Annotated in this window: 25 protein-coding genes; 18 read left to right on the top strand and 7 right to left on the bottom strand. The window is 60.5% G+C overall.

Going from position 1 to position 24,069, the window contains the following annotated elements:
* Window positions 1–11 precede the first annotated feature (11 nt).
* The 5 genes from B472_RS08200 to B472_RS08180 all read left to right on the top strand — a co-directional run bounded on the left by B472_RS08200 (window position 12) and on the right by B472_RS08180 (window position 5,884).
* Window positions 12–1,088: a branched-chain amino acid ABC transporter permease gene (locus B472_RS08200; protein WP_019426736.1), complete on the top strand. Its 1,077-nt coding sequence runs from the start codon at window positions 12–14 to the stop codon at window positions 1,086–1,088.
* Window positions 1,089–1,144: 56 nt separating this feature from the next.
* Window positions 1,145–2,482 carry an ABC transporter substrate-binding protein gene (locus B472_RS08195; RefSeq protein ID WP_019426735.1) on the top strand — a complete coding sequence of 446 codons (1,338 nt, stop codon included), beginning with the start codon at window positions 1,145–1,147 and terminating at the stop codon, window positions 2,480–2,482.
* Window positions 2,483–2,632: 150 nt separating this feature from the next.
* Window positions 2,633–3,442: an ABC transporter ATP-binding protein gene (locus B472_RS08190; RefSeq protein WP_019426734.1), complete on the top strand. Its 810-nt coding sequence runs from the start codon at window positions 2,633–2,635 to the stop codon at window positions 3,440–3,442.
* 54 nt (window positions 3,443–3,496) lie between these two features.
* The gene (locus tag B472_RS08185; protein WP_019426733.1) at window positions 3,497–4,759 is read left to right on the top strand and encodes a phenylacetate--CoA ligase family protein; all 1,263 of its coding nucleotides are present in this window, start codon (window positions 3,497–3,499) and stop codon (window positions 4,757–4,759) included.
* Window positions 4,760–4,897: 138 nt separating this feature from the next.
* The gene (locus tag B472_RS08180) at window positions 4,898–5,884 is read left to right on the top strand and encodes a tripartite tricarboxylate transporter substrate-binding protein (protein ID WP_019426732.1); all 987 of its coding nucleotides are present in this window, start codon (window positions 4,898–4,900) and stop codon (window positions 5,882–5,884) included.
* Between the two features lie 60 nt (window positions 5,885–5,944).
* Here B472_RS08180 and B472_RS08175 read toward each other — a convergent pair whose 3' ends face one another.
* The 6 genes from B472_RS08175 to B472_RS08150 all read right to left on the bottom strand — a co-directional run bounded on the left by B472_RS08175 (window position 5,945) and on the right by B472_RS08150 (window position 10,965).
* Window positions 5,945–6,370, bottom strand: coding sequence for a biopolymer transporter ExbD (locus B472_RS08175; RefSeq protein WP_019426731.1), 426 nt, complete (start codon window positions 6,368–6,370; stop codon window positions 5,945–5,947).
* 10 nt (window positions 6,371–6,380) lie between these two features.
* Complete coding sequence (locus B472_RS08170; protein ID WP_019426730.1) at window positions 6,381–6,809, bottom strand: biopolymer transporter ExbD; 429 nt, start codon at window positions 6,807–6,809, stop codon at window positions 6,381–6,383.
* On the bottom strand, window positions 6,809–7,531 hold the full coding sequence (locus tag B472_RS08165; RefSeq protein ID WP_369908192.1) for a MotA/TolQ/ExbB proton channel family protein: 723 nt from the start codon (window positions 7,529–7,531) through the stop codon (window positions 6,809–6,811). Before B472_RS08165 ends, B472_RS08170 begins: the two co-directional genes overlap by 1 nt.
* A 122-nt stretch (window positions 7,532–7,653) precedes the next feature.
* Complete coding sequence (locus B472_RS08160) at window positions 7,654–8,367, bottom strand: energy transducer TonB (RefSeq protein ID WP_019426728.1); 714 nt, start codon at window positions 8,365–8,367, stop codon at window positions 7,654–7,656.
* A 91-nt stretch (window positions 8,368–8,458) separates the two neighbouring features.
* The gene (locus tag B472_RS08155) at window positions 8,459–8,893 is read right to left on the bottom strand and encodes a hypothetical protein (protein WP_157951967.1); all 435 of its coding nucleotides are present in this window, start codon (window positions 8,891–8,893) and stop codon (window positions 8,459–8,461) included.
* Window positions 8,890–10,965, bottom strand: coding sequence for an ATP-dependent helicase (locus B472_RS08150; RefSeq protein WP_019426726.1), 2,076 nt, complete (start codon window positions 10,963–10,965; stop codon window positions 8,890–8,892). The genes B472_RS08155 and B472_RS08150 overlap by 4 nt, the downstream gene beginning before the upstream one ends.
* Window positions 10,966–11,111: 146 nt before the next feature.
* Between B472_RS08150 and B472_RS08145 the strand changes: the two genes are divergently transcribed.
* The 6 genes from B472_RS08145 to B472_RS08120 all read left to right on the top strand — a co-directional run bounded on the left by B472_RS08145 (window position 11,112) and on the right by B472_RS08120 (window position 17,595).
* Window positions 11,112–12,080, top strand: coding sequence for an AEC family transporter (locus B472_RS08145; RefSeq protein ID WP_019426725.1), 969 nt, complete (start codon window positions 11,112–11,114; stop codon window positions 12,078–12,080).
* A 147-nt stretch (window positions 12,081–12,227) separates the two neighbouring features.
* On the top strand, window positions 12,228–13,133 hold the full coding sequence (gene glyQ, locus B472_RS08140) for a glycine--tRNA ligase subunit alpha (protein ID WP_026039498.1): 906 nt from the start codon (window positions 12,228–12,230) through the stop codon (window positions 13,131–13,133).
* 11 nt (window positions 13,134–13,144) lie between these two features.
* Window positions 13,145–15,277: a glycine--tRNA ligase subunit beta gene (gene glyS, locus B472_RS08135; protein ID WP_026039497.1), complete on the top strand. Its 2,133-nt coding sequence runs from the start codon at window positions 13,145–13,147 to the stop codon at window positions 15,275–15,277.
* A gap of 13 nt (window positions 15,278–15,290) precedes the next feature.
* The gene (gmhB, locus tag B472_RS08130; RefSeq protein WP_019426721.1) at window positions 15,291–15,884 is read left to right on the top strand and encodes a D-glycero-beta-D-manno-heptose 1,7-bisphosphate 7-phosphatase; all 594 of its coding nucleotides are present in this window, start codon (window positions 15,291–15,293) and stop codon (window positions 15,882–15,884) included.
* A 22-nt stretch (window positions 15,885–15,906) separates the two neighbouring features.
* Window positions 15,907–16,656, top strand: coding sequence for a 1-acyl-sn-glycerol-3-phosphate acyltransferase (locus B472_RS08125; protein WP_019426720.1), 750 nt, complete (start codon window positions 15,907–15,909; stop codon window positions 16,654–16,656).
* 18 nt (window positions 16,657–16,674) lie between these two features.
* Window positions 16,675–17,595, top strand: coding sequence for a M48 family metallopeptidase (locus B472_RS08120; RefSeq protein ID WP_019426719.1), 921 nt, complete (start codon window positions 16,675–16,677; stop codon window positions 17,593–17,595).
* On the opposite strand, the gene B472_RS08115 is transcribed toward B472_RS08120, so the two are convergent.
* Window positions 17,565–18,785, bottom strand: a complete 1,221-nt coding sequence (locus tag B472_RS08115; protein ID WP_238147412.1) for an MBL fold metallo-hydrolase — start codon at window positions 18,783–18,785, stop codon at window positions 17,565–17,567. The genes B472_RS08120 and B472_RS08115 overlap by 31 nt on opposite strands.
* 68 nt (window positions 18,786–18,853) lie before the next feature.
* Here B472_RS08115 and B472_RS08110 point away from each other — a divergent pair, with 68 nt between their 5' ends.
* From B472_RS08110 to B472_RS08080, 7 genes are all read left to right on the top strand, one after another.
* Window positions 18,854–19,258: a MerR family DNA-binding transcriptional regulator gene (locus B472_RS08110; protein ID WP_019426717.1), complete on the top strand. Its 405-nt coding sequence runs from the start codon at window positions 18,854–18,856 to the stop codon at window positions 19,256–19,258.
* Window positions 19,259–19,407: 149 nt separating this feature from the next.
* A complete protein-coding gene (locus tag B472_RS08105; RefSeq protein WP_192877863.1) occupies window positions 19,408–19,782 on the top strand; it encodes a PaaI family thioesterase in 375 nt (124 codons plus the stop codon).
* A gap of 45 nt (window positions 19,783–19,827) precedes the next feature.
* Window positions 19,828–21,009 carry an isovaleryl-CoA dehydrogenase gene (locus B472_RS08100; protein WP_019426715.1) on the top strand — a complete coding sequence of 394 codons (1,182 nt, stop codon included), beginning with the start codon at window positions 19,828–19,830 and terminating at the stop codon, window positions 21,007–21,009.
* A gap of 10 nt (window positions 21,010–21,019) precedes the next feature.
* A complete protein-coding gene (can, locus tag B472_RS08095) occupies window positions 21,020–21,661 on the top strand; it encodes a carbonate dehydratase (RefSeq protein ID WP_019426714.1) in 642 nt (213 codons plus the stop codon).
* A gap of 13 nt (window positions 21,662–21,674) precedes the next feature.
* Window positions 21,675–22,187, top strand: a complete 513-nt coding sequence (locus B472_RS08090; RefSeq protein WP_019426713.1) for a hypothetical protein — start codon at window positions 21,675–21,677, stop codon at window positions 22,185–22,187.
* A gap of 11 nt (window positions 22,188–22,198) precedes the next feature.
* Complete coding sequence (locus B472_RS08085) at window positions 22,199–23,383, top strand: acetyl-CoA C-acyltransferase (RefSeq protein WP_026039496.1); 1,185 nt, start codon at window positions 22,199–22,201, stop codon at window positions 23,381–23,383.
* A gap of 3 nt (window positions 23,384–23,386) precedes the next feature.
* Window positions 23,387–24,064, top strand: a complete 678-nt coding sequence (locus tag B472_RS08080; protein WP_019426711.1) for an SDR family oxidoreductase — start codon at window positions 23,387–23,389, stop codon at window positions 24,062–24,064.
* Window positions 24,065–24,069: the final 5 nt, after the last annotated feature.

Genomic DNA, 24,069 nt, shown 5'->3' with positions numbered 1-24,069 from the left:
GAGAGAAAAACATGTTTTACAGAGAAAACGGTCAGTTCAAGACCTCTTACCGCAGCGACCAACAGATTTTTGCCATCTCGCAAGACCGATGGGCTGTGTGGGCATTGATTGCCTTCGCGTTCGTGGGCGTGCCCATGTTGGCCGACGAGTACATGTTCCGCGCCATCCTGATTCCCTTCCTGATCCTGGCTTTGGCCGCATTGGGGGTCAACATCTTGGTGGGTTATTGCGGACAAATTTCCTTGGGTTCGGGGGCCTTCATGGCGGTGGGCGCCTACATGGCCTACAACACCTATGTGCGCATTGATGGCATGCCCTTGATCGTGGCTTTGTTGGCCGGCGGCTTTTTTGCCACGGTGGTGGGCATGTTTTTTGGCATCCCCAGCTTGCGGGTCAAAGGCCTGTATTTGGCGGTGGCCACGCTGGCTGCGCAGTTTTTTTGCGATTGGGCATTCTTGCGTGTGGGCTGGTTCACCAACAACTCGGCTTCGGGCTCAGTCTCGGTGTCCAACCTGAGCTTGATGGGCTGGACGATCAACGCGCCCGTTGAAAAATACCTCTTTTGCTTGGCCTTTTTGGTGGTGTTTGGCTTGCTGGCCAAAAATTTGGTGCGCTCGGCCATTGGCCGGGAATGGATGGCGATCCGCGACATGGACGTGGCCGCCGCAGTGATTGGCATTCGGCCTGTGTACGCCAAGCTCAGTGCTTTTGCCGTCAGCTCTTTCATCATCGGCGTAGCCGGTGGCTTGTGGGGCTTTGTCCACCTCGGATCCTGGGAGCCTGCGGCTTTCTCGATTGACCGTTCGTTCCAGTTGTTGTTCATGGTCATCATCGGTGGCATGGGCTCCATCATGGGCAGCTTTTTTGGTGCGGCCTTCATCGTGATTTTGCCGATCTTCCTCAACCAGTTTTTGCCTTGGATGGGCGGTCTGGTGGGGGTCACCATCTCGACGGCCTTGGTGTCGCATGCCGAATTCATGATCTTTGGCGCCCTGATCGTTTGGTTCTTGATCGTCGAACCGCATGGCCTGGCCAAGCTGTGGTCGATTGCCAAGCAAAAGCTCCGCCTCTGGCCTTTCCCTCACTGATTTTTACCTCGATTTTTCCCCAAGTGCTTCCACCTTTTTTTAACAGGAGACAAACCATGAAGCTTCGTCAACTCGTCCTGGCCACCACTGTGGCCGCTGCCGGACTTGCCAGTGCGCTGGTCAGCACGGTCGCAACGGCTCAAACCAAAGAGCAATTTTTCCCAGTGCTGGTTTACCGCACCGGCGCCTACGCGCCCAACGGCGTGCCCTTTGCCAACGGCTACGTGGACTACCTCAAGCTGGTCAATGCGCGCGGCGGCATCAACGGCGTGAAGGTCAGCTTTGAAGAGTGCGAAACAGGCTATGCCACAGACCGTGGCGTGGAATGCTATGAGCGCCTGAAAGGCAAAAACGGCGGCGCGACCGTGTTCCAGCCACTGTCCACCGGCATCACCTTCGCTTTGACCGAAAAAGCCCCGATCGACAAGATCCCCTTGATCACGGCCGGTTACGGCCGCAGCGAATCGGCTGACGGCGGCGTGTTCAAGTGGAACTTCCCGCTCGCAGGCACTTACTGGGTGGCTGGCGACGTCATCATCCAGGACATCGCCAAGAAGGCTGGCGGCGCTGACAAACTCAAGGGCAAGCACATCGCCTTGGTCTACCACGACAGCCCATTTGGCAAAGAAGCCATTCCCATCTTGCAAGAGCGCGCAGCGATGCACGGTTTCAAGCTGAGCTTGTTGCCTGTGACCCACCCTGGCGTCGAGCAAAAGTCCACCTGGCTGCAAATTCGCCGCGACCGCCCTGACTACGTGGTCAACTGGGGCTGGGGCGTGATGAACTCCACCTTGCTCAAAGAAGCACAAGCCACTGGCTATCCCCGTGAAAACATCTGGGGCGTGTGGTGGGCGGGTGCCGAACCCGATGTGAAAGACATTGGCATGGGTGCCAAGGGCTACAACGCCATCACCATGCAGCATGGCGCTGAAAAAGGCTCTGCTGTCGTGAAAGAGGTGCTGGAGAAACTGCATGCCAAGAACCAAGGCACCGGTCCTCGTGATGAAGTGGGCGAAGTCTTGTACATGCGCGGCCTGTTCAGCGCCATGTTTGCGGTGGAAGGTGTGCGTCAAGCGCAAGAGAAATACGGCAAGGGCAAAGTCATGTCCGGCGAGCAAGCACGCTGGGGTTATGAAAACCTGAACCTGACTCAGCCCAAACTGGATGCCTTGGGCTTCAAGGGCGTGCTGCGTCCTATCTCCACTTCGTGCGCCGACCACATGGGTGCCAACTGGGCCCGTATCCACACATGGGACGGCACCAAGTGGCAATTCAGCAGCGACTGGATGCAGGCCGATGAGCAAATCATCAAGCCCATGGTCAAGGCCGCTGCTGACAAGTACGCTGCCGAGAAAAAGATCACACGCCGCACCCCTGCGGATTGCCAGTCTTGATCGGAGTCCAGCTGCCGCGCAAGCGGCAGCTGGTCAGCTGCAGCCAGCTTGTGCTGGCCCGCAGCTGCCGTACGGGAGAGATCAAATGAAACCTTTGCGTGCAGCGGTTTCATTTGGCTTGAACCTCCAAAGTTAGAAAAGGCACAGTCCATGAGCGACAAAAACATTGTTCTGAACGTCAACGGCATCGAAGTCATTTACAACCACGTCATCTTGGTGCTCAAGGGCGTGTCCTTGCAGGTGCCCGAGCAAGGCATCGTGTCTCTGCTGGGTGGCAACGGCGCCGGCAAGACCACCACCTTGCGCGCCATTTCCAACTTGCTCAAGGGCGAGCGCGGTGACGTGACCAAGGGCAGCATTGAGCTGCGCGGCGAGCGCATTGAAAACCTCACACCTGCTGACTTGGTCAACCGGGGTGTGGTGCAGGTCATGGAAGGGCGGCATTGCTTTGCCCACTTGTCGATCGAAGACAACCTGTTGACCGGCAGCTACACCCGCACCGACAAGGGCGAAATCGCCGCCAACCTGGACAAGGTTTACACCTATTTCCCGCGTCTTAAAACACGCCGCACATCACAAGCCGCTTACACCTCGGGCGGTGAGCAGCAAATGTGCGCGATTGGCCGCGCCTTGATGACCAACCCCAGTGTCATGTTGCTGGACGAGCCCTCGATGGGTCTGGCGCCACAGATCGTGGAAGAGGTGTTCAACATCGTCAAAGACTTGAACGAGAAAGAAAAGGTCACTTTCTTGATCGCCGAGCAAAACACCAACATGGCGCTCAAGTACTCTGACTATGGCTACATCATGGAGTCGGGTCGCATCGTGATGGACGGTGAGGCTACAGACCTTCGCACCAACGAAGATGTGAAAGAGTTTTACTTGGGCATGGGTGGTGGTGAGCGCAAGAGCTTCAAAGACGTCAAGAGCTACAAGCGCCGCAAGCGCTGGCTGGCCTGATGCCTTGCGCATCCATTGAGTCACCCTTCATCGCCAGTGTCCTGAAAGAATCCCATGGCCCATCACCTCGATGCGTTGGAAACCCGCGCACCTGAAGTCCGAGAAGCAGCGCTGATGGCGGCCTTGCCTTCGCAAATTGCGCATGCCCAGAAAAACAGCGCCGCTTTGGCGGAGATCCTCAAGGGCATCGATGCAGCCCAAGTGACGAGCCGTGCCGCTTTGGCCCAACTGCCGGTCACGCGCAAGTACGAGTTGCTGGCGCGTCAGCAAGCCCTGCGGGCGCAAGACCCCTTTGGCGGTTTTTCAGCCATTGGTTGGAAGGGCATGGTCCGCTCTGCCGGTGTGCGCCGCGTGTACCAGTCACCCGGCCCGATCTATGAACCTGAGGGCCATGCCCCCGACTATTGGCGTGCAGCCCGCGCGATGGCGGCTGCCGGGTTTGAGGCCGGCGACCTGGTCCACAACTGCTTCAGTTACCACCTGACACCCGGTGCCTGGATCATGGAAAGCGGTGCCCATGCGCTGGGCTGTGCGGTGATTCCCGGTGGCGTGGGCAACACCGAACAGCAATTGGCAGCAGTCGCCGACTTGCGCCCCGTGGCTTATTCGGGCACGCCCAGCTTCCTGAAGATCCTGATTGAAAAAGCCACCGAGGCCGGTCAAAAGTTGTCGATCACCAAAGCCCTGGTGTCGGGCGAAGCCTGCCCGCCATCCTTGCGCGACTGGTTCACACAGCAGGGCGTGGCGGCTTACCAGTGCTATGCCACCGCCGATGTGGGCTTGATTGCCTATGAAACTGCCGCGCGGGAAGGTTTGGTGATCGACGAGGGCGTGATCGTCGAGATCGTGCGTCCCGGCACCGGTGACCCGGTGGCAGACGGCGAGGTCGGCGAGGTGGTGGTCACAGTGCTCAACCCCGACTACCCGCTGATTCGTTTCGGCACGGGCGATTTGTCGGCCATTCTGCCCGGCACATGCCCCACGGGCCGCACCGGGCAGCGCATCAAGGGCTGGATGGGCCGCGCCGACCAGACCACCAAGATCCGGGGCATGTTTGTGCACCCCGGTCAAGTGGCCGAGATTGTCAAACGCTTCCCGGAGTTGACCAAGGCCCGCTTGGTGGTCACCGGTGAGATGGCCAATGACCAAATGGCCTTGCACGTCGAAACAGCGCAACTGACTGACGAAGGGCTCAAAGGCCGGGTGTCTGAGGCGGTGCGTGATGTCACGAAACTGCGCGGTGAGGTGCATTTGGTGGCGCAAGGCACACTGGCCAATGACGGTAAAGTCATTGAGGATGCCCGCAGTTACCAGTGAGTTGGCGGTGGTTGGCCACGCCTGAGGTTTCAGATTCCTCAATTGAACCAAGGCCAATTCAAGTCGAGTGGCTAAGTAGTTTCCTTGTTTTCATCACAATGCAGGGTTTTACAATCCGCCACCAACTAGGAGTTTGTCATGAAGCAATGGATCGCCTTGGCCGCTTTGGCCACTCTCTCGATGGGCTCTTACGCCCAAGCCTTCCCGGGTAGCAAGCCCATTTCGATCGTCGTGCCCTTCGCCGCAGGCGGCCCCACCGACCGCGTGGCGCGTGACTTGGCCGAAGTGATGCGCAAGCACATTCCAGGCAGCAATTTCGTTGTGGAAAACGCTGCAGGGGCTGGTGGCACCATCGGCGCCACCAAAGTGGCCAAGGCTGCACCGGACGGCCATTCTTTGTTGTTGTTCCACATCGGCATGGCCGCGACACCGGCCCTGTACCGCAAACTGGGCTACAAACCCCTCGAGGATTTCGAGTTTTTGGGCATGGTCAATGATGTGCCCATGACCTTGGTGGGCAAGCCACAACTGCCAGCCAACACCTACCGCGATTTTGAAAACTACATCCGCGCCAATGCAGGCAAGCTGAACATTGCGCACGCGGGCTTGGGTTCTGCCTCGCACATTTGCGGCTTGCTCTGGCAGACCAACATGAAGACCAAAGAAGCCATGACCACCATCCCGTTTGGCGGCACTGCGCCTGCCATGACGGCCTTGATCGGCGGTCAGGTTGACATGATGTGCGACCAAACCACCAACACCACAGCCCAGATCGAAGGCGGCCGCATCAAGGCGTTTGCGGTCACGACGGCCCAGCCTCTGAGCGGTCACCCTGTGTTGAAGCACTACCCCAGCTTGCAAGAGATGGGCATGAAGGGCTTCAACCTGACCATCTGGCACGGTTTGTATGCCCCCAAAGGCACGCCACCCGCCATCACCAAAATGTTGAACGATGCGCTCAAGAAGTCCTTGAAGGACCCAGATTTCATCAAGAAGAACGAAGCCTTGGGCGCTTTGGTGGTCAACGACAAGCGCGTTGAGCCCGAAGAGCACAAGAAGTTCGTGGCCGCCGAGATGGTCAAAATCAAGGCCGCTGTGGATGCGGCTGGCAAGTACGCCGACTGATACGGGTCTTGCTCCAAGAAAAAGCCGCTCACAGAGCGGCTTTTTTTCGTCTGACAGAACTCAGTTGACGAATTGTTCAGTGCCCACCATGCCCAGTTTGGTCAAGCCCACACGTTGTGCAGTGGTCAATACGGTGACGGCCGCTTCGTAGCGGGCTTGGCCATGCGCACGGATGTGCAGCTCGGGCTGAGGCTGCTGGGCAGCAGCCAGTGTGAGCTGCGCTTCGAGCTCTTCGCGGTTACCCAGAGCCTTGCCGTTCCAGCTCCACTGTGATTGCGCATTGATGTCGATGCGAACCACCACCGGTTCTTGGGGCGCAGCGGTGCTTGCCGTGGGCATGTCCAGATTGACCGCATGCAATTGCGCCGGGATGGTGATGATGAGCATGATGATCAGAACCAGCATCACGTCAATCAAGGGCGTGGTGTTGATGTCCATCATCAAACCGTCGTCGTCGTTGGGGTCTGTCCCCAAATGGATGGCCATGCGTCTTCCTTCAGGGTGCGGGGTCGGTGACAAAGCCCACTTGGGCGATGCCTGCCAGCTGCAGGGCATGCATGACGCGGCCCACCGATTCAAAGGCGCTTTGCGCATCGCCCCGGATTTGAACGTCAGGCTGGGGTTTCATGGCGGCGATTTTCTTCAGCCGCTCTTGCAGGTCAGCCTGGTTTTGGATGGGGGTGTCGTACACAAAAACCTGACCGGCCTTGTTCACCGAAAGGATCACGGTCTCAGGCCGTGCTTGACGCACTTCGTGGCGCTCTTTGGGCAGGTCGAGTTGAATCGACGTGGTGACCACGGGTATCGTGATCAAGAAAATGATGAGCAACACCAGCATCACGTCCACCAAGGGCGTGGTGTTGATGGTGCCCATCACCTCGTCGTCGGGGCCAATGCCCACGCCGGGGCCGATTTGCATGGCCATCAGCGTTTGGCCGAAGCGAGCAGGGCCGCGTGCACATCGGCACCAAAGGCGTTGATTTCTTCCATCACAGCCTTGTTGCGACGCACCAACCAGTTGTAGCCCAACACCGCAGGCACGGCCACGGCCAAACCAATGGCCGTCATGATGAGCGCCTCTCCGACGGGACCCGCGACTTTGTCGATGCTGGCTTGACCAGACATGCCGATTTTGACCAGCGCATGGTAGATGCCCCACACCGTGCCGAACAAACCGACAAAGGGCGCGGTGGAGCCCACAGTGGCCAACACAGCCAACCCGTCTTGCAAGCGGCTTTGCACGGTGGTCATCGCGCGTTGCAGGCTCATCACCACCCAGGCATTGAAGTCCACGGTGTCGTGCAGGCCCGGGTGTTGGGCAGCGCCTTCAAGGCCTTTTTCTGCAATGAAGCGAAACGGGCTGGTGGTGTCGAGGGCATCAGCCGCTTGTCGCACCGATGCCGCTTGCTTGAAGCTGGCCTGTGTGGCCGCTGCCAATTTCAGCAGCTTGGATTGCTCGAGGTATTTGGTCGCGATCACAAACCAGCTGCCCATGCTCATCAGCACCAAAATCAGCAAGGTGATCTTGGCCACTGCGTCCCCTTGTGCCCACAAGGCGCCCAGGCCATAGGGGTTTTCTGGCGTGGCAGAGGGCGTCAAGGTGGCGGGTGTGGGTGTGGATGCCCAGCTGTTGTGGGTCATCAGCATGCCCAAACCAAGCAGCAGGTGGGCCAGAGCGGTTCTGAAATGGGTGAGCATGCGAGCGGGTCCTTGTGGCTTTGACATGGGGTGTGGGGTGGACGTGTGTGGGGTTGTGGAAGCGTACGGGTTCATTCGAGGCGCCAGGTGTATTTCATGCTGGCCCAGGCTTGCTCGGGTTTGCCATCGAGCAAAGCGGGACGGAATTGGCATTTGGACAAACCCAATCTGGCGGCTTCATCGAGCCGCTTGAAGCCAGAGCTTTTTTCGATCTCGGATTGAAGCACTTTGCCATCCACACCCACCAAGAAGCGCAATGCAACAGTGCCCTCCTCTTCAAGGCGGCGGGACGCACTCGGATACTCCGGCTTTTCGCATTGGTTGACATTCACACCTGCAGCTGTGCGCGCAGGGGCGGGTGATGTGGCGCGGGTGGGTGCTGCCGTCACGGGGGGGGCGACAGGCGGTGCAGCTGGGGGCGCCGCAGGGGCTGACGCGGTCAAGCCCGTTGGGGTCGGGGCGGGTGTGCTGATGGCCGGTAACTCGGCGGCCGGCGCGGGTGTCACAGGAGGTGCAACAGGCGCTGGTGTCGGGGCCGGCTTGACAGGCTGGGGTGTGGGCGGCGGCGGTGAGGGCGTTGGGGGCGGTGGTGCCGCCGGCGGCGGGGTTGCTGGTCGGGTGTCGCTGAGCAACAGCGCTTGAACCACCGTCGGCATTTTTTGCACCACGTCGCGCGTCAAGCCCACATGCACAGCCCAAAACAGCAGGGCATGCAGAACAAGCACCCAAGCCCAACCGGCCAGTGGGCGCTTGGGGCGGGTCAGTTGGAAAGAGGCGGACTGCATGAAGGATGGCAAAGGCTGAGTTCGGCTGTATTTTGCGTGAAAAGCACGGTCTTTGACCCCACGGCTTGCAAAGACACTGACCCAGACTTTGTCACGGGGCGCGCCTCATGGAAAAGCCCTCAGCAGCTTGGTTTGTGACCACTCGCTCACCCTGCACCCAGCGACCACAATGGCCGTGCACCGCAGTGCCCAACCATGTGGCGGCTATGCGTTGCCCGTCGTGTGATTCCTCCATCGTGAACTCGCGACCCTCCAGATCGGCCACCACCGGGTAGCGCTGGTCGCCTTGTCGCAGTTCGCCGCGCAGGCTGCCCTGGTGCTCTGGGTGTGGGGACAAGCTCAAGGCCCAGGGTTGGGCTGCACCTGCCAATTGCACAGTCCAGTGGCCCAGCAGCTTGTCGGCCCCAAGCAACTGGCCTGGCGGACAGTCAGGCGGGCTCAGGGCCAGGTTGCATCCGGTCAATGCCAGGGAAAGGAGCAGCATGGCGGGTCTGCGGCCAAAGGGCTTGATCAAAGGTTTCATCATGGTTTGGCCTCAGCTGCAGCGGTGGCGGCGCGTTGTGCAAATTCGGCGCGCAGCGCCTTGAGCTTTTCGCGCGGGTCTTCTTTGGTGGTGTTTTCGTCCAGCCGCATCTCGGCAATGAATCGGCTCGGCAGGGCGGCCACGGTTTCACGGCCTTTTTTGCGGCGTTTCGTCCAGCTCACGGCCAAGCTGCGCTGGGCGCGGGTGATGCCCACATACATCAGGCGGCGTTCTTCCTGCAGCCGCAACAAAATGCCCTCTTGGCTGGCGCCTTCGGTCGTGTTGTCGTCGCCCAGCTTGAAGGGCATCAGCCCCTCGTTCACGCCCACCAGCATCACATGGGGCCACTCCAAACCCTTGGAGGCGTGCAAGGTCGACAGGGTCACCACGTTTTGGTCTTTCTCGCGCTCGCTCAGGGTGGAAATCAGCGAGATGGTCTGTGCCACGTCCAGCAGGTTTTTGGTCTCAGTGGCTTGGGCACCGGTGGCATCTTCGATCTCGCCGCCGCAGCGCCCGGCCATCCAGTCGCAAAACTCCAGCACGTTGGTCCAGCGGGCTGAAGCCACTTTTTCGTTGTCTTCGCCGTCGTACAGGTGCGACTCGTAGCCGATCTCTTTCAGCCACTCCAGCAGGAAAGCCAGCGCATCGGTTTTCCCCAAGGTCTGGCGGGCGCGGAATTCGAGGTCATTGATGTAGCGGCCAAACTCGTGCAGGCCCGCGACCGCACGGGCATTGACCGCGCTGGGCAAGCTGCCCGCAAAGAGGGCTTCAAACAGACTCAATTTGTATTGCGTGGCAAAGCTGCCCAGCTGGCCCAGCGTCTGGTGGCCAATGCCGCGTTTGGGGCTGGTGATGGCGCGCAAAAATGCCGGGTCGTCGTCGTTGTTGATCCACAAGCGGAACCAGGCGCACAAGTCCTTGATCTCGGCCTTGTCAAAAAAGCTTTGCCCGCCGGACACTTTGTAGGGGATGTTGGCGCGACGCAAAGCTTGCTCAAATGGCCGCGCCATGTGGTTGGCCCGGTACAGAACAGCAAAGTCCTTGAACTCGCGGTGCTTGGATTCGAGTGAATGCCCGCTGCGGATCGACTGGATGCGGGCCACGGCCCGGTCGGCCTCGTGCTCTTCATTCACCGCGTCGACCACGCGCACCGGCTCGCCCTCGCCCAATTCAGAAAACAGGGTTTTGGGGTAGAGCTTGGGGTTGGGCTCGATCACATGGTTGGCGGCGCGCAAGATGGCGCTGGTGGAGCGGTAGTTTTGCTCCAGCTTGATGACTTTGAGCTTCGGAAAATCCACTGGCAGGCGTTTGAGGTTGTCCAGCGTCGCGCCGCGCCAGCCGTAAATCGACTGGTCGTCGTCGCCCACTGCTGTGAACCGCGCCCGCTCGCCCACCAAGTGCTTCAGCACCTCGTATTGGGTGGCGTTCGTGTCCTGGTATTCATCCACCAGCACATGGCCCATTTTGGCTTGCCAGCGCTCACGCACCTCAGGAAACTCGGCCAGCAGCTTCAGGGGCATGCCGATCAGGTCGTCAAAGTCCACGCTCTGGTAAGCCGTCAAGCGTTCTTGGTAAAGCGCCATGATGCGGGCGATCACCCGGGCGTTGTCGTCGGGTGCTTGCGCTGCAGCCTGCTCGGCGTTCAGCCCCATGTTTTTCCAGAGGCTGATGGTCCATTGCCACTGGCGGGCGGTGGCCGCGTCGGTGGTGCCGCCGCAGTCTTTCAGGATGCTGGTCACATCGTCGGCGTCCATGATGCTGAACTGGGGTTTGAGGCCCAGCACCGCGCCGTCCTCGCGCATGATGCGCACGCCCAGCGCGTGGAAGGTGCAAATCAGCACATTTTTGGACGCTTTGCCGATCAGGTCCTTGGCCCGCTCGCGCATCTCGGCGGCGGCCTTGTTGGTGAAGGTGATGGCCGCGATGCGTTGGGGCTCCAGCCCGGCTTCGATCAGGCGTCCAATCTTGTGTGTGATCACCCGCGTCTTGCCCGAACCCGCCCCGGCCAACACCAGGCAAGGGCCGGAGACAAAGTTCACGGCTTCGAGTTGGGCGTTGTTGAGTCCGGCTGACATGGGGGAGGTGGGCGATCGGGGCAAAGCGGGTCATCATAGCGGGACTGAGCCTTGGCGAACACAGGCCAGATGGTTGCTGAACAAGCTTGTCTGCAGTGCGACGGTCTTTGCCGGAGGCCGTACTGGTTTACCCCGACAATCGGGGCATGTTAGAAATTTTCCGTGTCACTTTTCCGTTTTTTGCGCTGGTTTTGTGCGGCTACGCTGCCGCCCGCTTGCGCATGTTGCCCTTGGAGGCCATCCCCGGCCTGAATGGCTTTGTGTTGTTTTTTGCGCTGCCATGCATGTTGTTCCGGTTTGGATCTGACACGCCCATTGCGCAGTTGCTGGATGCCGGGGTGTTTTTCACCTACTTGTTCTGCGCTTTGGTGATCGTGGCATTGAGCATCGGCATCAGCTTGAACCGCCGAGTGCGCTGGAACGATGCGTCCTTAGGGGCTTTGGTGGCGGCTTTTCCCAATACCGGTTTCATGGGCGTGCCTTTGTTGGTCGCTTTGTTGGGCACCCAAGCTGTGGGGCCGGCGATCGTGACCATTGTGGTCGACCTGGTCATCACGTCTTCTTTGTGTGTCGCCTTGTCTCGCATGGATGCGGCAGGCCAGCACGGCGCGGCCGTTGCGGCGCGCAAGGCCTTGGTGGGGGTGTTGCGCAACCCGATGCCTTGGGCCATCAGTGCGGGGGCTGCGTTTTCCTACTGGAACCTGGAGCTGATCGGTCCGGTGGGTAAAACCGCAGGATTGTTGGCCGATGCCGCTTCACCTGTGGCCTTGTTCACGATCGGGGCGGTTTTGGCCCGCTCGGCCATGTTGGCACATGAACGAGAAGACGGCCCATTGCGTGCGGTCGATTACCTGCCGATTGCTGTGATCAAACTGGTCGTTCACCCTGTACTGGTCTTGTTGGTGGGCCTGACCGCGGTGCAGTGGGGTGTGCCGCTCGAGCCCTTTGCCTTGCAGGTCATGGTCTTGGTGGCCGCCTTGCCCAGTGCCAGCAATGTGTCGCTGTTGGCCGAGCGCTTGGGCGCCGACAACGGGCGCATTGCCCGCATCATCCTGGTGACCACGGTGGCAGCGTTTGTGACTTTCTCTGGGGCGGTGGATTTTTTCAAGGCTTAGCGGCACAGGCTGGCGCGGCACAGGCGGTGCACACGCCGATGTCTTTTGTCAGGCGTGGCCAAGGTCCAAAGCCCGTAAAATCAAAGGTTCGCGCAAAGTTTGCGCCCATTTCACTCTGGCCAGCTCGCTGCTGGCCTCGTTCAGGCCATGTTGACCTTCCAACAGATCATTCTCAAATTGCAGCAGTACTGGGACGCCCAGGGCTGCGCCTTGCTCCAGCCCTACGACATGGAAGTCGGCGCGGGTACCAGCCACACCGCCACGTTTTTGCGCGCCATTGGCCCTGAGCCGTGGAAGGCGGCCTACGTGCAGCCCAGCCGCCGCCCCAAGGACGGCCGCTATGGCAACAACCCCAACCGCTTGCAGCATTACTACCAGTACCAAGTGGTTTTGAAGCCCGCGCCCAGCAACATCTTGGCGCTGTATTTGGGCAGCTTGGAGGCACTGGGTTTTGACCTGAAGAAAAACGACATCCGCTTCGTCGAAGACGATTGGGAAAACCCCACCCTGGGCGCTTGGGGGCTGGGCTGGGAAGTTTGGTTGAACGGTATGGAAGTCACGCAGTTCACCTATTTTCAGCAAGTGGGCGGTATCGACTGCAAGCCGATCACGGGCGAGATCACCTACGGCTTGGAGCGCTTGGCCATGTATTTGCAGGGGGTGGACAACGTCTACAACCTGAAGTGGACCGATACCCTGAGTTATGGCGACGTGTACCACCAAAACGAGGTGGAGCAGTCGACCTACAACTTCGAGCACAGCGATGCTGAATTCTTGTTCACGGCCTTTGGTGCGCACGAAAAACAGGCGCAAAACCTGATCGTGCAGCAATTGGCGCTGCCCGCCTATGAGCAAGTGCTCAAGGCCGCGCACACCTTCAACCTGCTGGACGCGCGCGGCGCGATCAGCGTGACCGAGCGCGCCGCTTACATCGGCCGCATCCGCAATCTGGCGCGCAGCGTGGCCCAGAGTTATTACGAAAGCCGCGAACGTCTGGACTTCCCGATGGCCCCGCGTGAATGGGTTGCGCAAATGCCCAAGAAAGCCGCCTGAGGGAGCACAACATGACGACACAAAATCTGCTGGTGGAACTGTTTGTGGAAGAGCTGCCGCCCAAGGCGCTCAACAAATTGGGCGCTGCCTTCTCAGGCGTGCTGGCCGAACAACTCAAGGCTCAGGGTCTGGCCGCCGCCGATGCGGTGGTGACTGCTTTTGCCTCGCCCCGCCGTTTGGCGGCGCATGTGACTGGCGTGTCCGCACAAGCGGTCGACAAAGCCGTGCAACAAAAACTCATGCCGGTGGCCGTGGGCTTGGATGCCAACGGCAGCGCCACACCCGCCTTGCTGAAAAAACTGCAAGCCCTGGGCGCCGACGTGAGCGACCCGGCTGCCGCTGTGGCCGCGCTCAAGCGTGCCCCTGACGGCAAAGCCGAAGCCTTGTTTTATGACAGCGTGGTCCAAGGCGCATCGCTGCAAACCGGTTTGCAAAAGGCCTTGGAAGAAGCGCTGGCCAAGTTGCCGATTCCCAAAGTCATGCAGTACCAGCTGGAGACCGATTGCGAACTGCCAGGCTGGAGCAGTGTGAACTTTGTGCGCCCTGCGCACAGCCTGATCGCTTTGCATGGCAGCACCGTGGTGCCTGTCAAAGCGCTGGGCCTGACAGCGGGCAACAGCACGCAGGGCCATCGTTTTGAGGCCAAGGTCTCGCCCGTGGTGCTGCCGCATGCAGACCAATACGACAACCTGCTCAAGCGCGATGGCGCAGTCATCGCCAGCTTTGCCGAGCGTCGCGCCGAGATCGTGCGCCAGTTGCAAGCCGCTGCAGCCCAAGTCGGTGGCGGTTGCCAGCCGATTGAGGACGACGCCCTGCTCGACGAAGTGACCGCGCTGGTGGAGCGGCCCAATGTGTTGACTTGCCAGTTTGAGCAGGAGTTCTTGGGCGTGCCGCAAGAGTGCCTGATCCTCACCATGAAGGCCAACCAAAAATACTTTCCCTTGCTCGACGCATCGGGCAAGCTGACGAACCGTTTTTTGGTGGTCAGCAACATCACCCCCGATGACGCTTCGTTCGTGATCGGCGGCAACGAGCGCGTGGTGCGCCCGCGCCTGGCCGATGCCAAATTTTTCTTTGACCAAGACCGCAAGAAAACGCTGGAGTCGCGTGTCGAGGGTCTGTCCAAAGTGGTTTACCACAACAAGCTGGGCACGCAAGGCGAACGCATGGCGCGTGTCTGCGCCATCGCCAAAGCCATCGGCCAGCAACTGGGTGGTGAACTGCTGGCCAAGCAAGCCGAACAGGCTGCACGCCTGGCCAAGACGGATCTTTTGACCGACATGGTGGGCGAGTTCCCTGAGTTGCAGGGCACCATGGGGGCTTACTACGCCCGCCACGATGGTCTTTCAAATGAAGTGGCCGAGGCGATTGAAGACCATTACAAACCCCGTTTTGCGGGTGATGAGTTGCCGCGCAACAAGGTGGGCTTGGTGGTGGCACTGGCCGACAAGCTCGAAACTTTGGTGGGCATGTTTGGCATTGGCAACGTGCCCACGGGCGACAAAGACCCGTTTGCGCTGCGCCGCCACGCTTTGGGTGTGATCCGCATGCTGACCGAAAAAGACATGGCCTTGGGTTTGCCCGAATTGTTGGCTTTGTCTGTGCCCGTGTTTGGCGACAAGATTTCAGGCCATCCTGAAGCGCTGATCGATTTTTTCTACGACCGCCTGTCTGGCAGCCTGCGCGAGCATGGCTTCAGCGCGCAAGAGGTCGATGCCGTCATGGCCCTGCGCCCCGCCCGTCTGGGTCAGGTCAACTTGTTCTTGGCAGCCGTGCGCGCCTTTGCCGCCTTGCCCGAAAGCCCGGCCTTGGCCGCAGCCAATAAGCGCATTGGCAACATCCTCAAGAAAGCCGGTGAGGTGGATGCCCACGTCAACCCCGCGCTGCTGCAAGAAGACGCCGAAAAAAGCCTGCACGCCGCCATGCAAAAGTTGTTGCCCGAATCCGAGGCGCTGTTCTTGGCGGGCGACTACACCGCCAGCCTGCAAACCTTGGCTGCGCTGCGCGCCCCGGTGGATGCATTCTTTGACGACGTGATGGTCAACGCCGAAGAAATGGACCTGCGCCTGAACCGCCAGGGCCTGCTCAAATCGCTGCATGTGGCCATGAACCGTGTGGCCGATTTGTCGCGCTTGGCGACCTGAACGGAAAGCGCCCATGCACACCAAGCTCGTCATTTTGGACCGCGATGGCACCATCAACCGGGCCAGTGAAGAGTTCGTCACATCGCCCGAGGAGTGGCACCCCCTGCCCGGCGCTTTGGAGGCCATCAGCCGCCTGAACCACGCTGGGTTCCATGTGGTGTTGGCCACCAACCAGTCGGGCTTGGGACGTGGGCTTTTTGACATGGCCGCGCTCAATGCGGTGCACGCCTTCATGCTCAAGTCTCTGGCCGCTTTGGGGGGGCGGATTGATGCGATTTTTTATTGTCCCCACGCGGCAGACGAAGGCTGCAACTGCCGCAAGCCTGCGCCAGGTTTGCTGCACCAAATTGAAGAGCGCTATGGCATTGCCCTGAAGGGCGTGCCTTATGTGGGCGACAGGCTGCGTGACATGCAGGCGGCACAGGCCGCCGGTTGTGCGCCGCATTGGGTGTTGAGCGGACGCCATGCCCGAGGGGATGTCAACAGTTTGCCGGCAGGGTTCCCGCCCGACACCCAAGTCCATGCCGATTTGGCGGCCTTTGTCGACCATTTCTTGGGCAACGCTGCCACCCCGCAGCACGGCATGGCCCCGACGGTCAGTCCTTGAAACCCACCTGACCAACTTCTGCATGAACTTTATTCGCTCGCTTGCCCATGTGCTTTGGATGGCCATCACGGTGGTGCCTTGGGCGCTGTTTGTGGTGGTGGTCTCTTACTTTGTCAGCAGCACGCGCCTGTACTGGATTTGTGCTGCTTGGCTGCGCCTGGCGGTGAACAGTGGCACCTGGATCTTAGGCATTGAAAACCGCATCCAGGGCATGGAAAACTTGCCTTTGGGCACCAAGGACCCTGCGGTTTTGTTGGTCAAGCACCAGTCCACCTGGGAAACCTTTGTGATGCCTGCGATCATGCCGCACCCTTTGGCTTATGTGTTCAAGAAAGAGTTGCTCAGCGTGCCTTTTTTTGGCTGGGCCATGGGCCGTTTGGACATGATCCACATCGACCGCAAGCAGCGCTCGCGTGCCTTTGCCAAGGTGGTGCAGCAAGGCCGCCGCCTCATGGCTGACGGCGTGTGGGTCATCATGTTTCCTGAAGGCACCCGCATCCCGCGCGGTCAAAAAGGCGAATACAAAAGCGGTGGTGCGCGTCTGGCCATTGCAGCGGGCGTCCCCGTCATCCCGATTGCGGTCACTTCGGCGCGCTGCTGGCCCACCAAAGCGTTTGTGAAAACACCGGGGGTCGTCGACATTTCGATCGGTCGCGCCATTTCCAGCGAAGGCCGCAGCGCCGACGAGTTGATGCTCGAAGTGGAGTCTTGGATCGAGTCCGAGATGCACCGGCTCGACCCTGAGGCCTACCCGGCGGTGGCCGGGAACTGACCCCTAAAGAGGCAAGTCATGCGAGCGCCTTTGCAATTTGTGCTCGATTTCTTCACCGGGGGAGACCCGGTGGTGCCCACCACGGTGCCTTCACCGACGCAAGCCTCAAACCCTTCACCGGCCCCGCTACCGGCGGCTGATGCCACTGCCCGTGCGCCCACCGTGGCCCCAGATGCCGCGCAGCCCCCCGCCACGGGCTTTGTCCATCCAGCCGCGAACCGGCATGCCCAGCTGCAAGGCGTGTTGGTGTCGTTTCGGTTCGAGCGTTCGCGCCGCAAAAGCATTGGCTTTTTGGTCGGGGCCGATGGCTTGGTGGTGCGCGCCCCCAATTGGGTGACGCTGCGCGAGGTGGATGCCGCTGTGCAAGAAAAAAGCGCTTGGATTGTGGCCAAGCTGCAGCAATTCAGAGAACGGCAAACCGAGCAGTTTCAAAAAGCCATTGAGTGGCGACATGGCGCCGAGGTGCCTTTTTTGGGGCGTACGGTGCAGCTGTGTGTGCTGGAGCGTGGCGTGGGCCGCGTGCTGGGGCACGACCTCTCGCCTGACCAAGTGCTGCCGGTCACAGTACCGCCCGATGCCTCGGTCACGCAGGTGCGCGATGCCGCGCAGGTTTGGCTCAAAAAGCAAGCCAAGCGTTTGTTTGAAGAGCGCTTGCACCATTTCGCGCCGCTGCTGGGGGTGCGTTGGCAAAAACTCAGTTTGTCCAGCGCCAGCACGCGTTGGGGCAGCGCCCGCAACGATGGCCACATCCGGCTGAACTGGCGTTTGATCCATCTGCCCATCAGCCAAATCGACTATGTGGTGGTGCACGAGCTGGCCCACCTGCGCGAGATGAACCACAGCCCCCGCTTTTGGGAGACCGTGGGCGAGGTCATGCCCGACTACGCGCAGCGGCGCAAAGCTTTGCGTCAATCCCCGGTGGGTTTGGCCGACGACTGAGGTGCGAGGGTCTTGAACCGGTAAATGCCCGCGGCATCTTGTTCGCGTGAGAGGCGCCCGTCCAGCCACAGCAGGTTCAGATGGGCCACGGCTTCACCCATGGCAAAGGTGGTTTGGTGCACGTCCAGTGCGCGTTTGAAGATCAAAGGCAAAACATCGTGGGCGCACAAGGCCTGCTTGGTGCAAGCGATCAGCAATTCTTCCAAACGTTCAGCGTGGTGGCTGCGCAGTTGGGCGATGCGGGCGGCCGCACCTTGAAAGGGGCGGCCGTGCGAGGGCAAGACCAAGGTGTCGTCATGAAGGTGCTGCATCTTGTCCAAGGAGTCTAAAAAATGCTGCAAAGGGTTGCCATCGGGCTCCATCGCATAAACACTGACATTGGTCGAAATGGACGGCAACAGCATGTCGCCGCTGATCATCAGTTGCTGGGTGTCATCGAGCAAGGCCATGTGTTCGGGAGAGTGGCCGTAGCCACTGATGCACTGCCAGAGGCGGTCGCCGATGCGGACCTGCATGCCCGACATCAGGCGCACATAAGAACCCGGCACCCTGGGCACCATGCTGGGGTAATAACCCATGCGCGACTGCACCACCGCCAGATCTTCGGCTTTGTTCCAGCCATGGGCGTTGAAAAACCGCACCGTCGGGTCACCCCCAAAGTTAGACAAGCCATGGCACGCCAGCAGGGCCGATTGGTATTCGCTGGTGCTCATCCACAGGGGGGCTTGCCAGCGTTCGCAAAGCCAGTGGGCCAAGCCCATGTGATCGGGGTGCATGTGCGTGGCCAGCACGCGCAAGATGGGCAGGCCTTGCAACACTTGGGCTTCGACTTGCAGCCAAGCTTCTCGAGTGGCGGGGTTGTCAACACCACAATCGACGGCCGTCCAGCCTTCTTGCCACACGCCGGATTGGCTGGGGTGGGGCAGTCGATCACGGAGCAACCAGAGGTTGATGTGGTTCAAAGCAAAGGGCAGGCTCATGCGCATCCAAAACACGCCAGGTGCCACTTCCAGGGCGGCACCCAGACCCGGTAGTTGTTCTTGCAGCGGGTAATTCAAGTCGGATGGGGGCGAGCGCCCCGTCGTTGGGGCATCGACCTTGTGGGCCAGAGCTTCGGAGGGCGATGGGGTCATGGCGGCAGGGGTTTGGGTTAGCATTCGGGCTTTGACGTTGACGTTAACGTCAAACATGCATTTCATTCTAGGGGGCGGCATTGGATGGGCCTGTCCCTCTTGCGCAAGCTCAGGGGACCCATGCCATGGCGAACACGTACACGATCAGTGATTTGGCTCAGGAATTTGACCTGACCACCCGCGCCATCCGCTTTTACGAGGACATGGGCTTGCTTGAGCCTGAGCGCTCTGGGCCGGGCGGGCGCAACCGTGTGTATTCCGCCCGAGACCGCACCCGGCTCAAACTGACTTTGCGGGCAAAACGCCTGGGGCTGTCACTGAACGAGGCCAAAGACCTGATCGACATGTACGACAGCCCGCGCGACACGGTGCCTCAGCTCAAAAAGTTTTTGGTGGTCTTGGCGGAACACCGGCAACAGCTGGAGTCTCAGTTGTCTGACCTGGAGGCGACCCTGGACGAGGTCAAAACCCACGAAAAAGAGACCCGTAATTTGCTGGTCAAAGCCACTAAAAGCGGCAAATCGGCCTGAGGCTGTCGTGGGATGGTGGTGGTTTTTGGATTGACGTTGACGTAAACGTCAATTACAGTGGTGGTCTGTGATTCAACCTTGGATGTGATGTGACTTCTGCCATTTCTGCCCACGAGCGCGTTGCCCAAAGCCTGGCGCGACAAGGCATGATGAACCACTTGGGCGTGCGCCTGTTGTCGGCCACCGAGGGCCAGGTCGAGTTGGCTTTGCCCTACAGCGACAAGGTGACCCAGCAACAGGGCGGCTTTCATGGCGGGGCCATGGGCGCATTGGCCGACATCGCGGGCGGTTACGCCGCCTTGACGGTTGCACCCGCAGGCATGGAGGTCACCACAGTGGAGTACAAAATCAACTTTCTCGCCAGCTTTCAAGGTGGAGAGATTCGCGCCATTGGCCGCGTCACCAAGGCGGGCAAACGCATCATCGTGACCACGGCCGAGTTGGTGCACATCGATGACAGCGGCAAACGATCGGACTGTGCCCTGATGCAGCAAACCCTCGTGCCAGTGACTAAAACTTATTGACCTTGGGTGTTCGGCACCCCACGCACCCCCCCTAACGGAGACCCCATGAACAACTTGCCCGGCCTGAACTTTCAACTCGGTGAAGACATCGACGCCCTGCGCGACGCCGTGCGCGACTTCGCCCAAGCCGAAATCGCCCCCCGCGCCGCCGAGATTGACCAGAGCGACCAGTTCCCGATGGACCTGTGGCGCAAGATGGGCGACCTGGGTGTTCTGGGCATCACCGTGGGCGAGGAATACGGCGGCGCCAACATGGGCTATTTGGCGCACATGATCGCGATGGAAGAGATTTCCCGTGCCAGCGCCTCTGTCGGACTGAGCTACGGCGCGCATTCCAACCTGTGTGTCAACCAGATCAAGCGCAACGGCACGCCCGAGCAGCGCGCCAAGTACCTGCCCAAGCTCATCAGCGGTGAGCATGTGGGCGCACTGGCGATGTCCGAACCCGGCGCAGGTTCGGACGTGCTGAGCATGAAGCTCAAGGCCGAAGACAAGGGCGGTTATTACCTGCTCAATGGCTCCAAGATGTGGATCACCAACGGCCCCGACGCCGACACCCTGGTGGTGTATGCCAAGAGCGAGCCCGAGTTGGGCGCACGCGGCGTGACGGCCTTTCTGATTGAGAAGGGCATGAAGGGCTTTTCCATCGCCCAAAAGCTCGACAAGCTGGGCATGCGCGGCAGCCACACGGGCGAGCTGGTGTTCAACAACGTTGAAGTGCCCGCTGAGAACATTCTGGGTGGCCTGAACAATGGCGCCAAAGTGCTGATGAGCGGCCTGGACTACGAGCGCGCTGTGCTCACGGGTGGCCCCTTGGGCATCATGCAAGCCGTCATGGACAACGTGATCCCCTACATCCACGACCGCAAGCAGTTTGGCCAAAGCATTGGCGAGTTCCAGCTGATTCAGGGCAAAGTGGCCGACATGTACACCGTGCTGCAGGCCGGACGCTCGTTCGCTTACACCGTGGCCAAGAACCTCGACTTGTTGGGTGCCGAGCATGTGCGTCAGGTGCGCAAGGACTGCGCCAGCGTCATTTTGTGGACGGCCGAGAAAGCCACCTGGATGGCCGGTGAAGGGGTGCAAATTTTCGGCGGCAATGGCTACATCAACGAGTACCCCCTGGGCCGCTTGTGGCGCGACGCCAAGTTGTACGAAATTGGCGCGGGCACGAGCGAGATTCGCCGCATGCTGATCGGCCGTGAGTTGTTTGCCGAAACCTGTTGAGCCCAGCCAGATGCAAACACTGCTTGCCAATAACCGCGAATGGGCTGCGCGCATGAAGCGCGAAGACCCCGAGTTTTTCACCCGTTTGGCCAACCAACAAAACCCGAAATTTTTGTGGATCGGTTGTTCGGACAGTCGGGTGCCTGCCAACCAGATCACCGGGCTGGATCCGGGCGAAGTGTTTGTGCACCGCAATGTGGCCAACTTGGTCGTGCACTCTGACTTGAACGCTTTGTCGGTGATTCAGTACGCGGTGGATGTCCTGAAGGTCGAGCAGATCATGGTGGTGGGCCATTACGGTTGTGGTGGCGTGCTGGCCACCTTGCGTGGCTTGCGCGTCGGGCTGGTTGACAACTGGTTGCGCCATGTGCACGACGTCAAAGTGCGCCACCGTCGCCGCCTCGATCACCTCACGGTGCCCGAGCAAGAGGATGCCTTGTGCGAGATGAATGTGATCGAGCAAGTGGGCAATGTGGCGCTGACCAATGTGGTGCAAGACGCCTGGGCCCGTGGCCAGAAACTCAGCGTGCATGGTTGGTGTTACGGCATCAAGGATGGCCTGGCCAAAGACCTGGGGGTGAGCATGACCCATCCCGGTGAGGTGCTCAGTGTGTTTCGCAGTGCGCTCAAGCGCTATCCGAGAGGCGGCTGAGCGCCGTGTGCCCATGAGCTTGGCAGAACTTCTGGAGATGGGCAGTTATGCGGTGACCGTGTTCGGCTTGCCGTATGCCGCATGGGTGTTTTGGGTGGAGCAGCGCAAGGAGCGCGAAAACGAAGAAGAAGAGGCCTACCAGCACCTGTCAGATGCCTACAACGACTTTTTGAAAGTGGTGCTGGACCACGCCGATTTACAACTGCGCACCAACCCAGCGCTGCCTGAACCAACGCCTGAGCAAAGAGAACGCATGTTGATCATCTTCGACATGCTCATTGCGCTGTTTGAGCGCGCCTTCCTGATCGCGTTCCGAGAGAAGATGAGCGTCACCGAACAGCGCCGTTGGAACTCTTGGGACGACTACATGCGCGAGTGGTGCCGTCGGGACGATTTCCGCCAATCCTTGCCCCTCTTGCTGCGCGGCGAAGACCCCGATTTCGTGGCCTACATCCGCCACATCGCCGAAGAAGAAACTGGCGAACACCTCATCATTGCCGACATCCACAAAGACACAAACACTTGAAAGGCTTCACCATGTCTCATGACCCCATCGTCATCGTCAGCGCCGCCCGCACCCCCATGGGCAGCTTCCAGGGCGACTTTTCCGCGTTGGCCGCCCACGACCTGGGCGGCGCCGCCATCCAGGCCGCTGTGGCGCGTGCGGGCATCAGCCCCGAACTCGTCACCGAAGTGCTGTTTGGCAACTGCCTGATGGCAGGCCAAGGCCAGGCCCCGGCCCGTCAGGCCGGTTTCAAGGGCGGTTTGCCCAAGAGCGCCGGCGCCGTCACCCTGTCCAAAATGTGCGGCTCGGGCATGCGCGCGGCCATGTTCGCGCACGACATGCTGGTGGCCGGCACGCACGATGTGCTGGTGGCCGGCGGCATGGAAAGCATGACCAACGCGCCTTACCTCATGCTCAAGGGCCGTGGCGGTTACCGCATGGGCCACGACAAGATTTACGACCACATGATGCTCGACGGCCTGGAAGACGCGTATGAAGCCGGCCGCAGCATGGGCACCTTTGGCGAAGACTGCGCCGCCAAGTACAGCTTCACCCGCGCCGAGCAAGACCACTTTGCCACCACCAGCGTGCAGCGCGCCAAGGCCGCCACCGCGTCGGGCGCGTTTGCCGCCGAGATCACGCCTGTCACTGTCAAGGACCGCAGCGGCGAGCGCGTGGTGTCCATCGACGAAGGCCCCGGCAAAGTCAAGCTCGACAAGATCACCAGCCTCAAGCCCGCTTTCAAGAAAGACGGCACCATCACCGCCGCCAGCAGCTCCTCCATCAACGACGGCGCGGCCGCCATGGTGCTGATGCGCGAAAGCACCGCCGCCAAGCTCGGTTGCAAACCGCTGGCCCGCATCGTCAGCCACGCCACCCACGCGCAAGAGCCCGAGTGGTTTGCCACCGCCCCGGTGGGCGCGACGCAAAAGGCCTTGGCCAAAGCGGGTTGGACGGTGCAAGACGTGGACCTGTGGGAAGTCAACGAAGCCTTTGCCGTGGTGCCCATGGCCCTCATGAAAGAGCTGAACGTGCCGCACGACAAGGTCAACGTGAACGGTGGCGCCTGCGCCTTGGGTCACCCCATTGGCGCATCCGGTGCGCGCATCATGGTCACCCTGATCCACGCCCTCAAGGCCCGTGGCCTCAAGAAGGGCCTGGCCACGCTGTGCATCGGCGGCGGCGAAGGCACGGCGGTGGCGTTGGAACTGGTCTGACAGATGCCGACGGTCCTGCTCATGGGCGCGTCCCGCGGCATTGGTTTTGAACTGGCACGCCAGTACATCCAAGAGGGCTGGCGTGTCATCGCGACAGCCCGCAGCGATGAGGGGCTTGAACGCCTGAAGGCCTTGGGCGCGCAAACCCTGCGCCTGGATGTGGCCAACCCGGCCAGCAACTCTGGGCTGTCTTGGCAGCTCGACGGCGAAAAAATCGACCTGGCCATTTATGTGGCGGGCGTGGTGGACCGCAACAGCGCCAGCAATCCGCCCACCCGCGACCGCTTTGACGCCGTCATGCACACCAATGTGATGGGGGCGATGCAGGTCATCCCGCAGATCGTGCCCATGGTGCAAGAGACAAAAGGCGTGATCGCCTGCATCAGCTCCATCATGGGCAGCCAGCAAGAAACCACCAGCGGCAACGCCGCGCTGTACCGCGTGAGCAAGGCCGCCCTCAACATGGTCGTGCGCTGTACCCAAGCCGAGCAGCCCGATGTGACCGTACTGGCCATTCACCCTGGATGGGTGCAGACCGATATGGGTGGCGCGGCCGCCCCTCTCACGCCCGAGCAAAGCGCCAGCAGCCTGCGCCAGACATTGAATCGCATCCTTGAACAACGCGACCCGAAGCACCGCGGCGCATTTTTGAACCACGACGGCCAGACCCTGCCGTGGTGACCCCG

It is taken from the genome of Limnohabitans sp. Rim28, assembly GCF_000293865.2.
Lineage (GTDB): Bacteria > Pseudomonadota > Gammaproteobacteria > Burkholderiales > Burkholderiaceae_C > Limnohabitans_A.
The sequence above is the reverse complement of the archived record's forward strand: the minus strand, read 5'-3'. Positions and strand labels throughout refer to the sequence as shown.

Excerpts from the sequence above, each read along its gene's own strand:
- B472_RS08085 (WP_026039496.1), top strand. The coding sequence starts at position 22,199 with ATGTCTCATGACCCCATCGTCATCGTCAGCGCCGCCCGCACCCCCATG.
- B472_RS08125 (WP_019426720.1), top strand. The coding sequence starts at position 15,907 with ATGAACTTTATTCGCTCGCTTGCCCATGTGCTTTGGATGGCCATCACG.
- glyQ (WP_026039498.1), top strand. The coding sequence starts at position 12,228 with ATGTTGACCTTCCAACAGATCATTCTCAAATTGCAGCAGTACTGGGAC.
- B472_RS08160 (WP_019426728.1), bottom strand. The coding sequence starts at position 8,367 with ATGCAGTCCGCCTCTTTCCAACTGACCCGCCCCAAGCGCCCACTGGCC.
- gmhB (WP_019426721.1), top strand. The coding sequence starts at position 15,291 with ATGCACACCAAGCTCGTCATTTTGGACCGCGATGGCACCATCAACCGG.
- B472_RS08145 (WP_019426725.1), top strand. The coding sequence starts at position 11,112 with ATGTTAGAAATTTTCCGTGTCACTTTTCCGTTTTTTGCGCTGGTTTTG.
- B472_RS08090 (WP_019426713.1), top strand. The coding sequence starts at position 21,675 with ATGAGCTTGGCAGAACTTCTGGAGATGGGCAGTTATGCGGTGACCGTG.
- B472_RS08190 (WP_019426734.1), top strand. The coding sequence starts at position 2,633 with ATGAGCGACAAAAACATTGTTCTGAACGTCAACGGCATCGAAGTCATT.
- B472_RS08155 (WP_157951967.1), bottom strand. The coding sequence starts at position 8,893 with ATGATGAAACCTTTGATCAAGCCCTTTGGCCGCAGACCCGCCATGCTG.
- B472_RS08150 (WP_019426726.1), bottom strand. The coding sequence starts at position 10,965 with ATGTCAGCCGGACTCAACAACGCCCAACTCGAAGCCGTGAACTTTGTC.
- glyS (WP_026039497.1), top strand. The coding sequence starts at position 13,145 with ATGACGACACAAAATCTGCTGGTGGAACTGTTTGTGGAAGAGCTGCCG.
- B472_RS08120 (WP_019426719.1), top strand. The coding sequence starts at position 16,675 with ATGCGAGCGCCTTTGCAATTTGTGCTCGATTTCTTCACCGGGGGAGAC.
- B472_RS08195 (WP_019426735.1), top strand. The coding sequence starts at position 1,145 with ATGAAGCTTCGTCAACTCGTCCTGGCCACCACTGTGGCCGCTGCCGGA.
- B472_RS08165 (WP_369908192.1), bottom strand. The coding sequence starts at position 7,531 with ATGCTGATGACCCACAACAGCTGGGCATCCACACCCACACCCGCCACC.
- B472_RS08100 (WP_019426715.1), top strand. The coding sequence starts at position 19,828 with ATGAACAACTTGCCCGGCCTGAACTTTCAACTCGGTGAAGACATCGAC.
- B472_RS08080 (WP_019426711.1), top strand. The coding sequence starts at position 23,387 with ATGCCGACGGTCCTGCTCATGGGCGCGTCCCGCGGCATTGGTTTTGAA.
- B472_RS08170 (WP_019426730.1), bottom strand. The coding sequence starts at position 6,809 with ATGGCCATGCAAATCGGCCCCGGCGTGGGCATTGGCCCCGACGACGAG.
- B472_RS08105 (WP_192877863.1), top strand. The coding sequence starts at position 19,408 with ATGAACCACTTGGGCGTGCGCCTGTTGTCGGCCACCGAGGGCCAGGTC.
- B472_RS08110 (WP_019426717.1), top strand. The coding sequence starts at position 18,854 with ATGGCGAACACGTACACGATCAGTGATTTGGCTCAGGAATTTGACCTG.
- B472_RS08185 (WP_019426733.1), top strand. The coding sequence starts at position 3,497 with ATGGCCCATCACCTCGATGCGTTGGAAACCCGCGCACCTGAAGTCCGA.
- B472_RS08200 (WP_019426736.1), top strand. The coding sequence starts at position 12 with ATGTTTTACAGAGAAAACGGTCAGTTCAAGACCTCTTACCGCAGCGAC.
- B472_RS08175 (WP_019426731.1), bottom strand. The coding sequence starts at position 6,370 with ATGGCCATCCATTTGGGGACAGACCCCAACGACGACGACGGTTTGATG.
- B472_RS08180 (WP_019426732.1), top strand. The coding sequence starts at position 4,898 with ATGAAGCAATGGATCGCCTTGGCCGCTTTGGCCACTCTCTCGATGGGC.
- can (WP_019426714.1), top strand. The coding sequence starts at position 21,020 with ATGCAAACACTGCTTGCCAATAACCGCGAATGGGCTGCGCGCATGAAG.
- B472_RS08115 (WP_238147412.1), bottom strand. The coding sequence starts at position 18,785 with ATGTTTGACGTTAACGTCAACGTCAAAGCCCGAATGCTAACCCAAACC.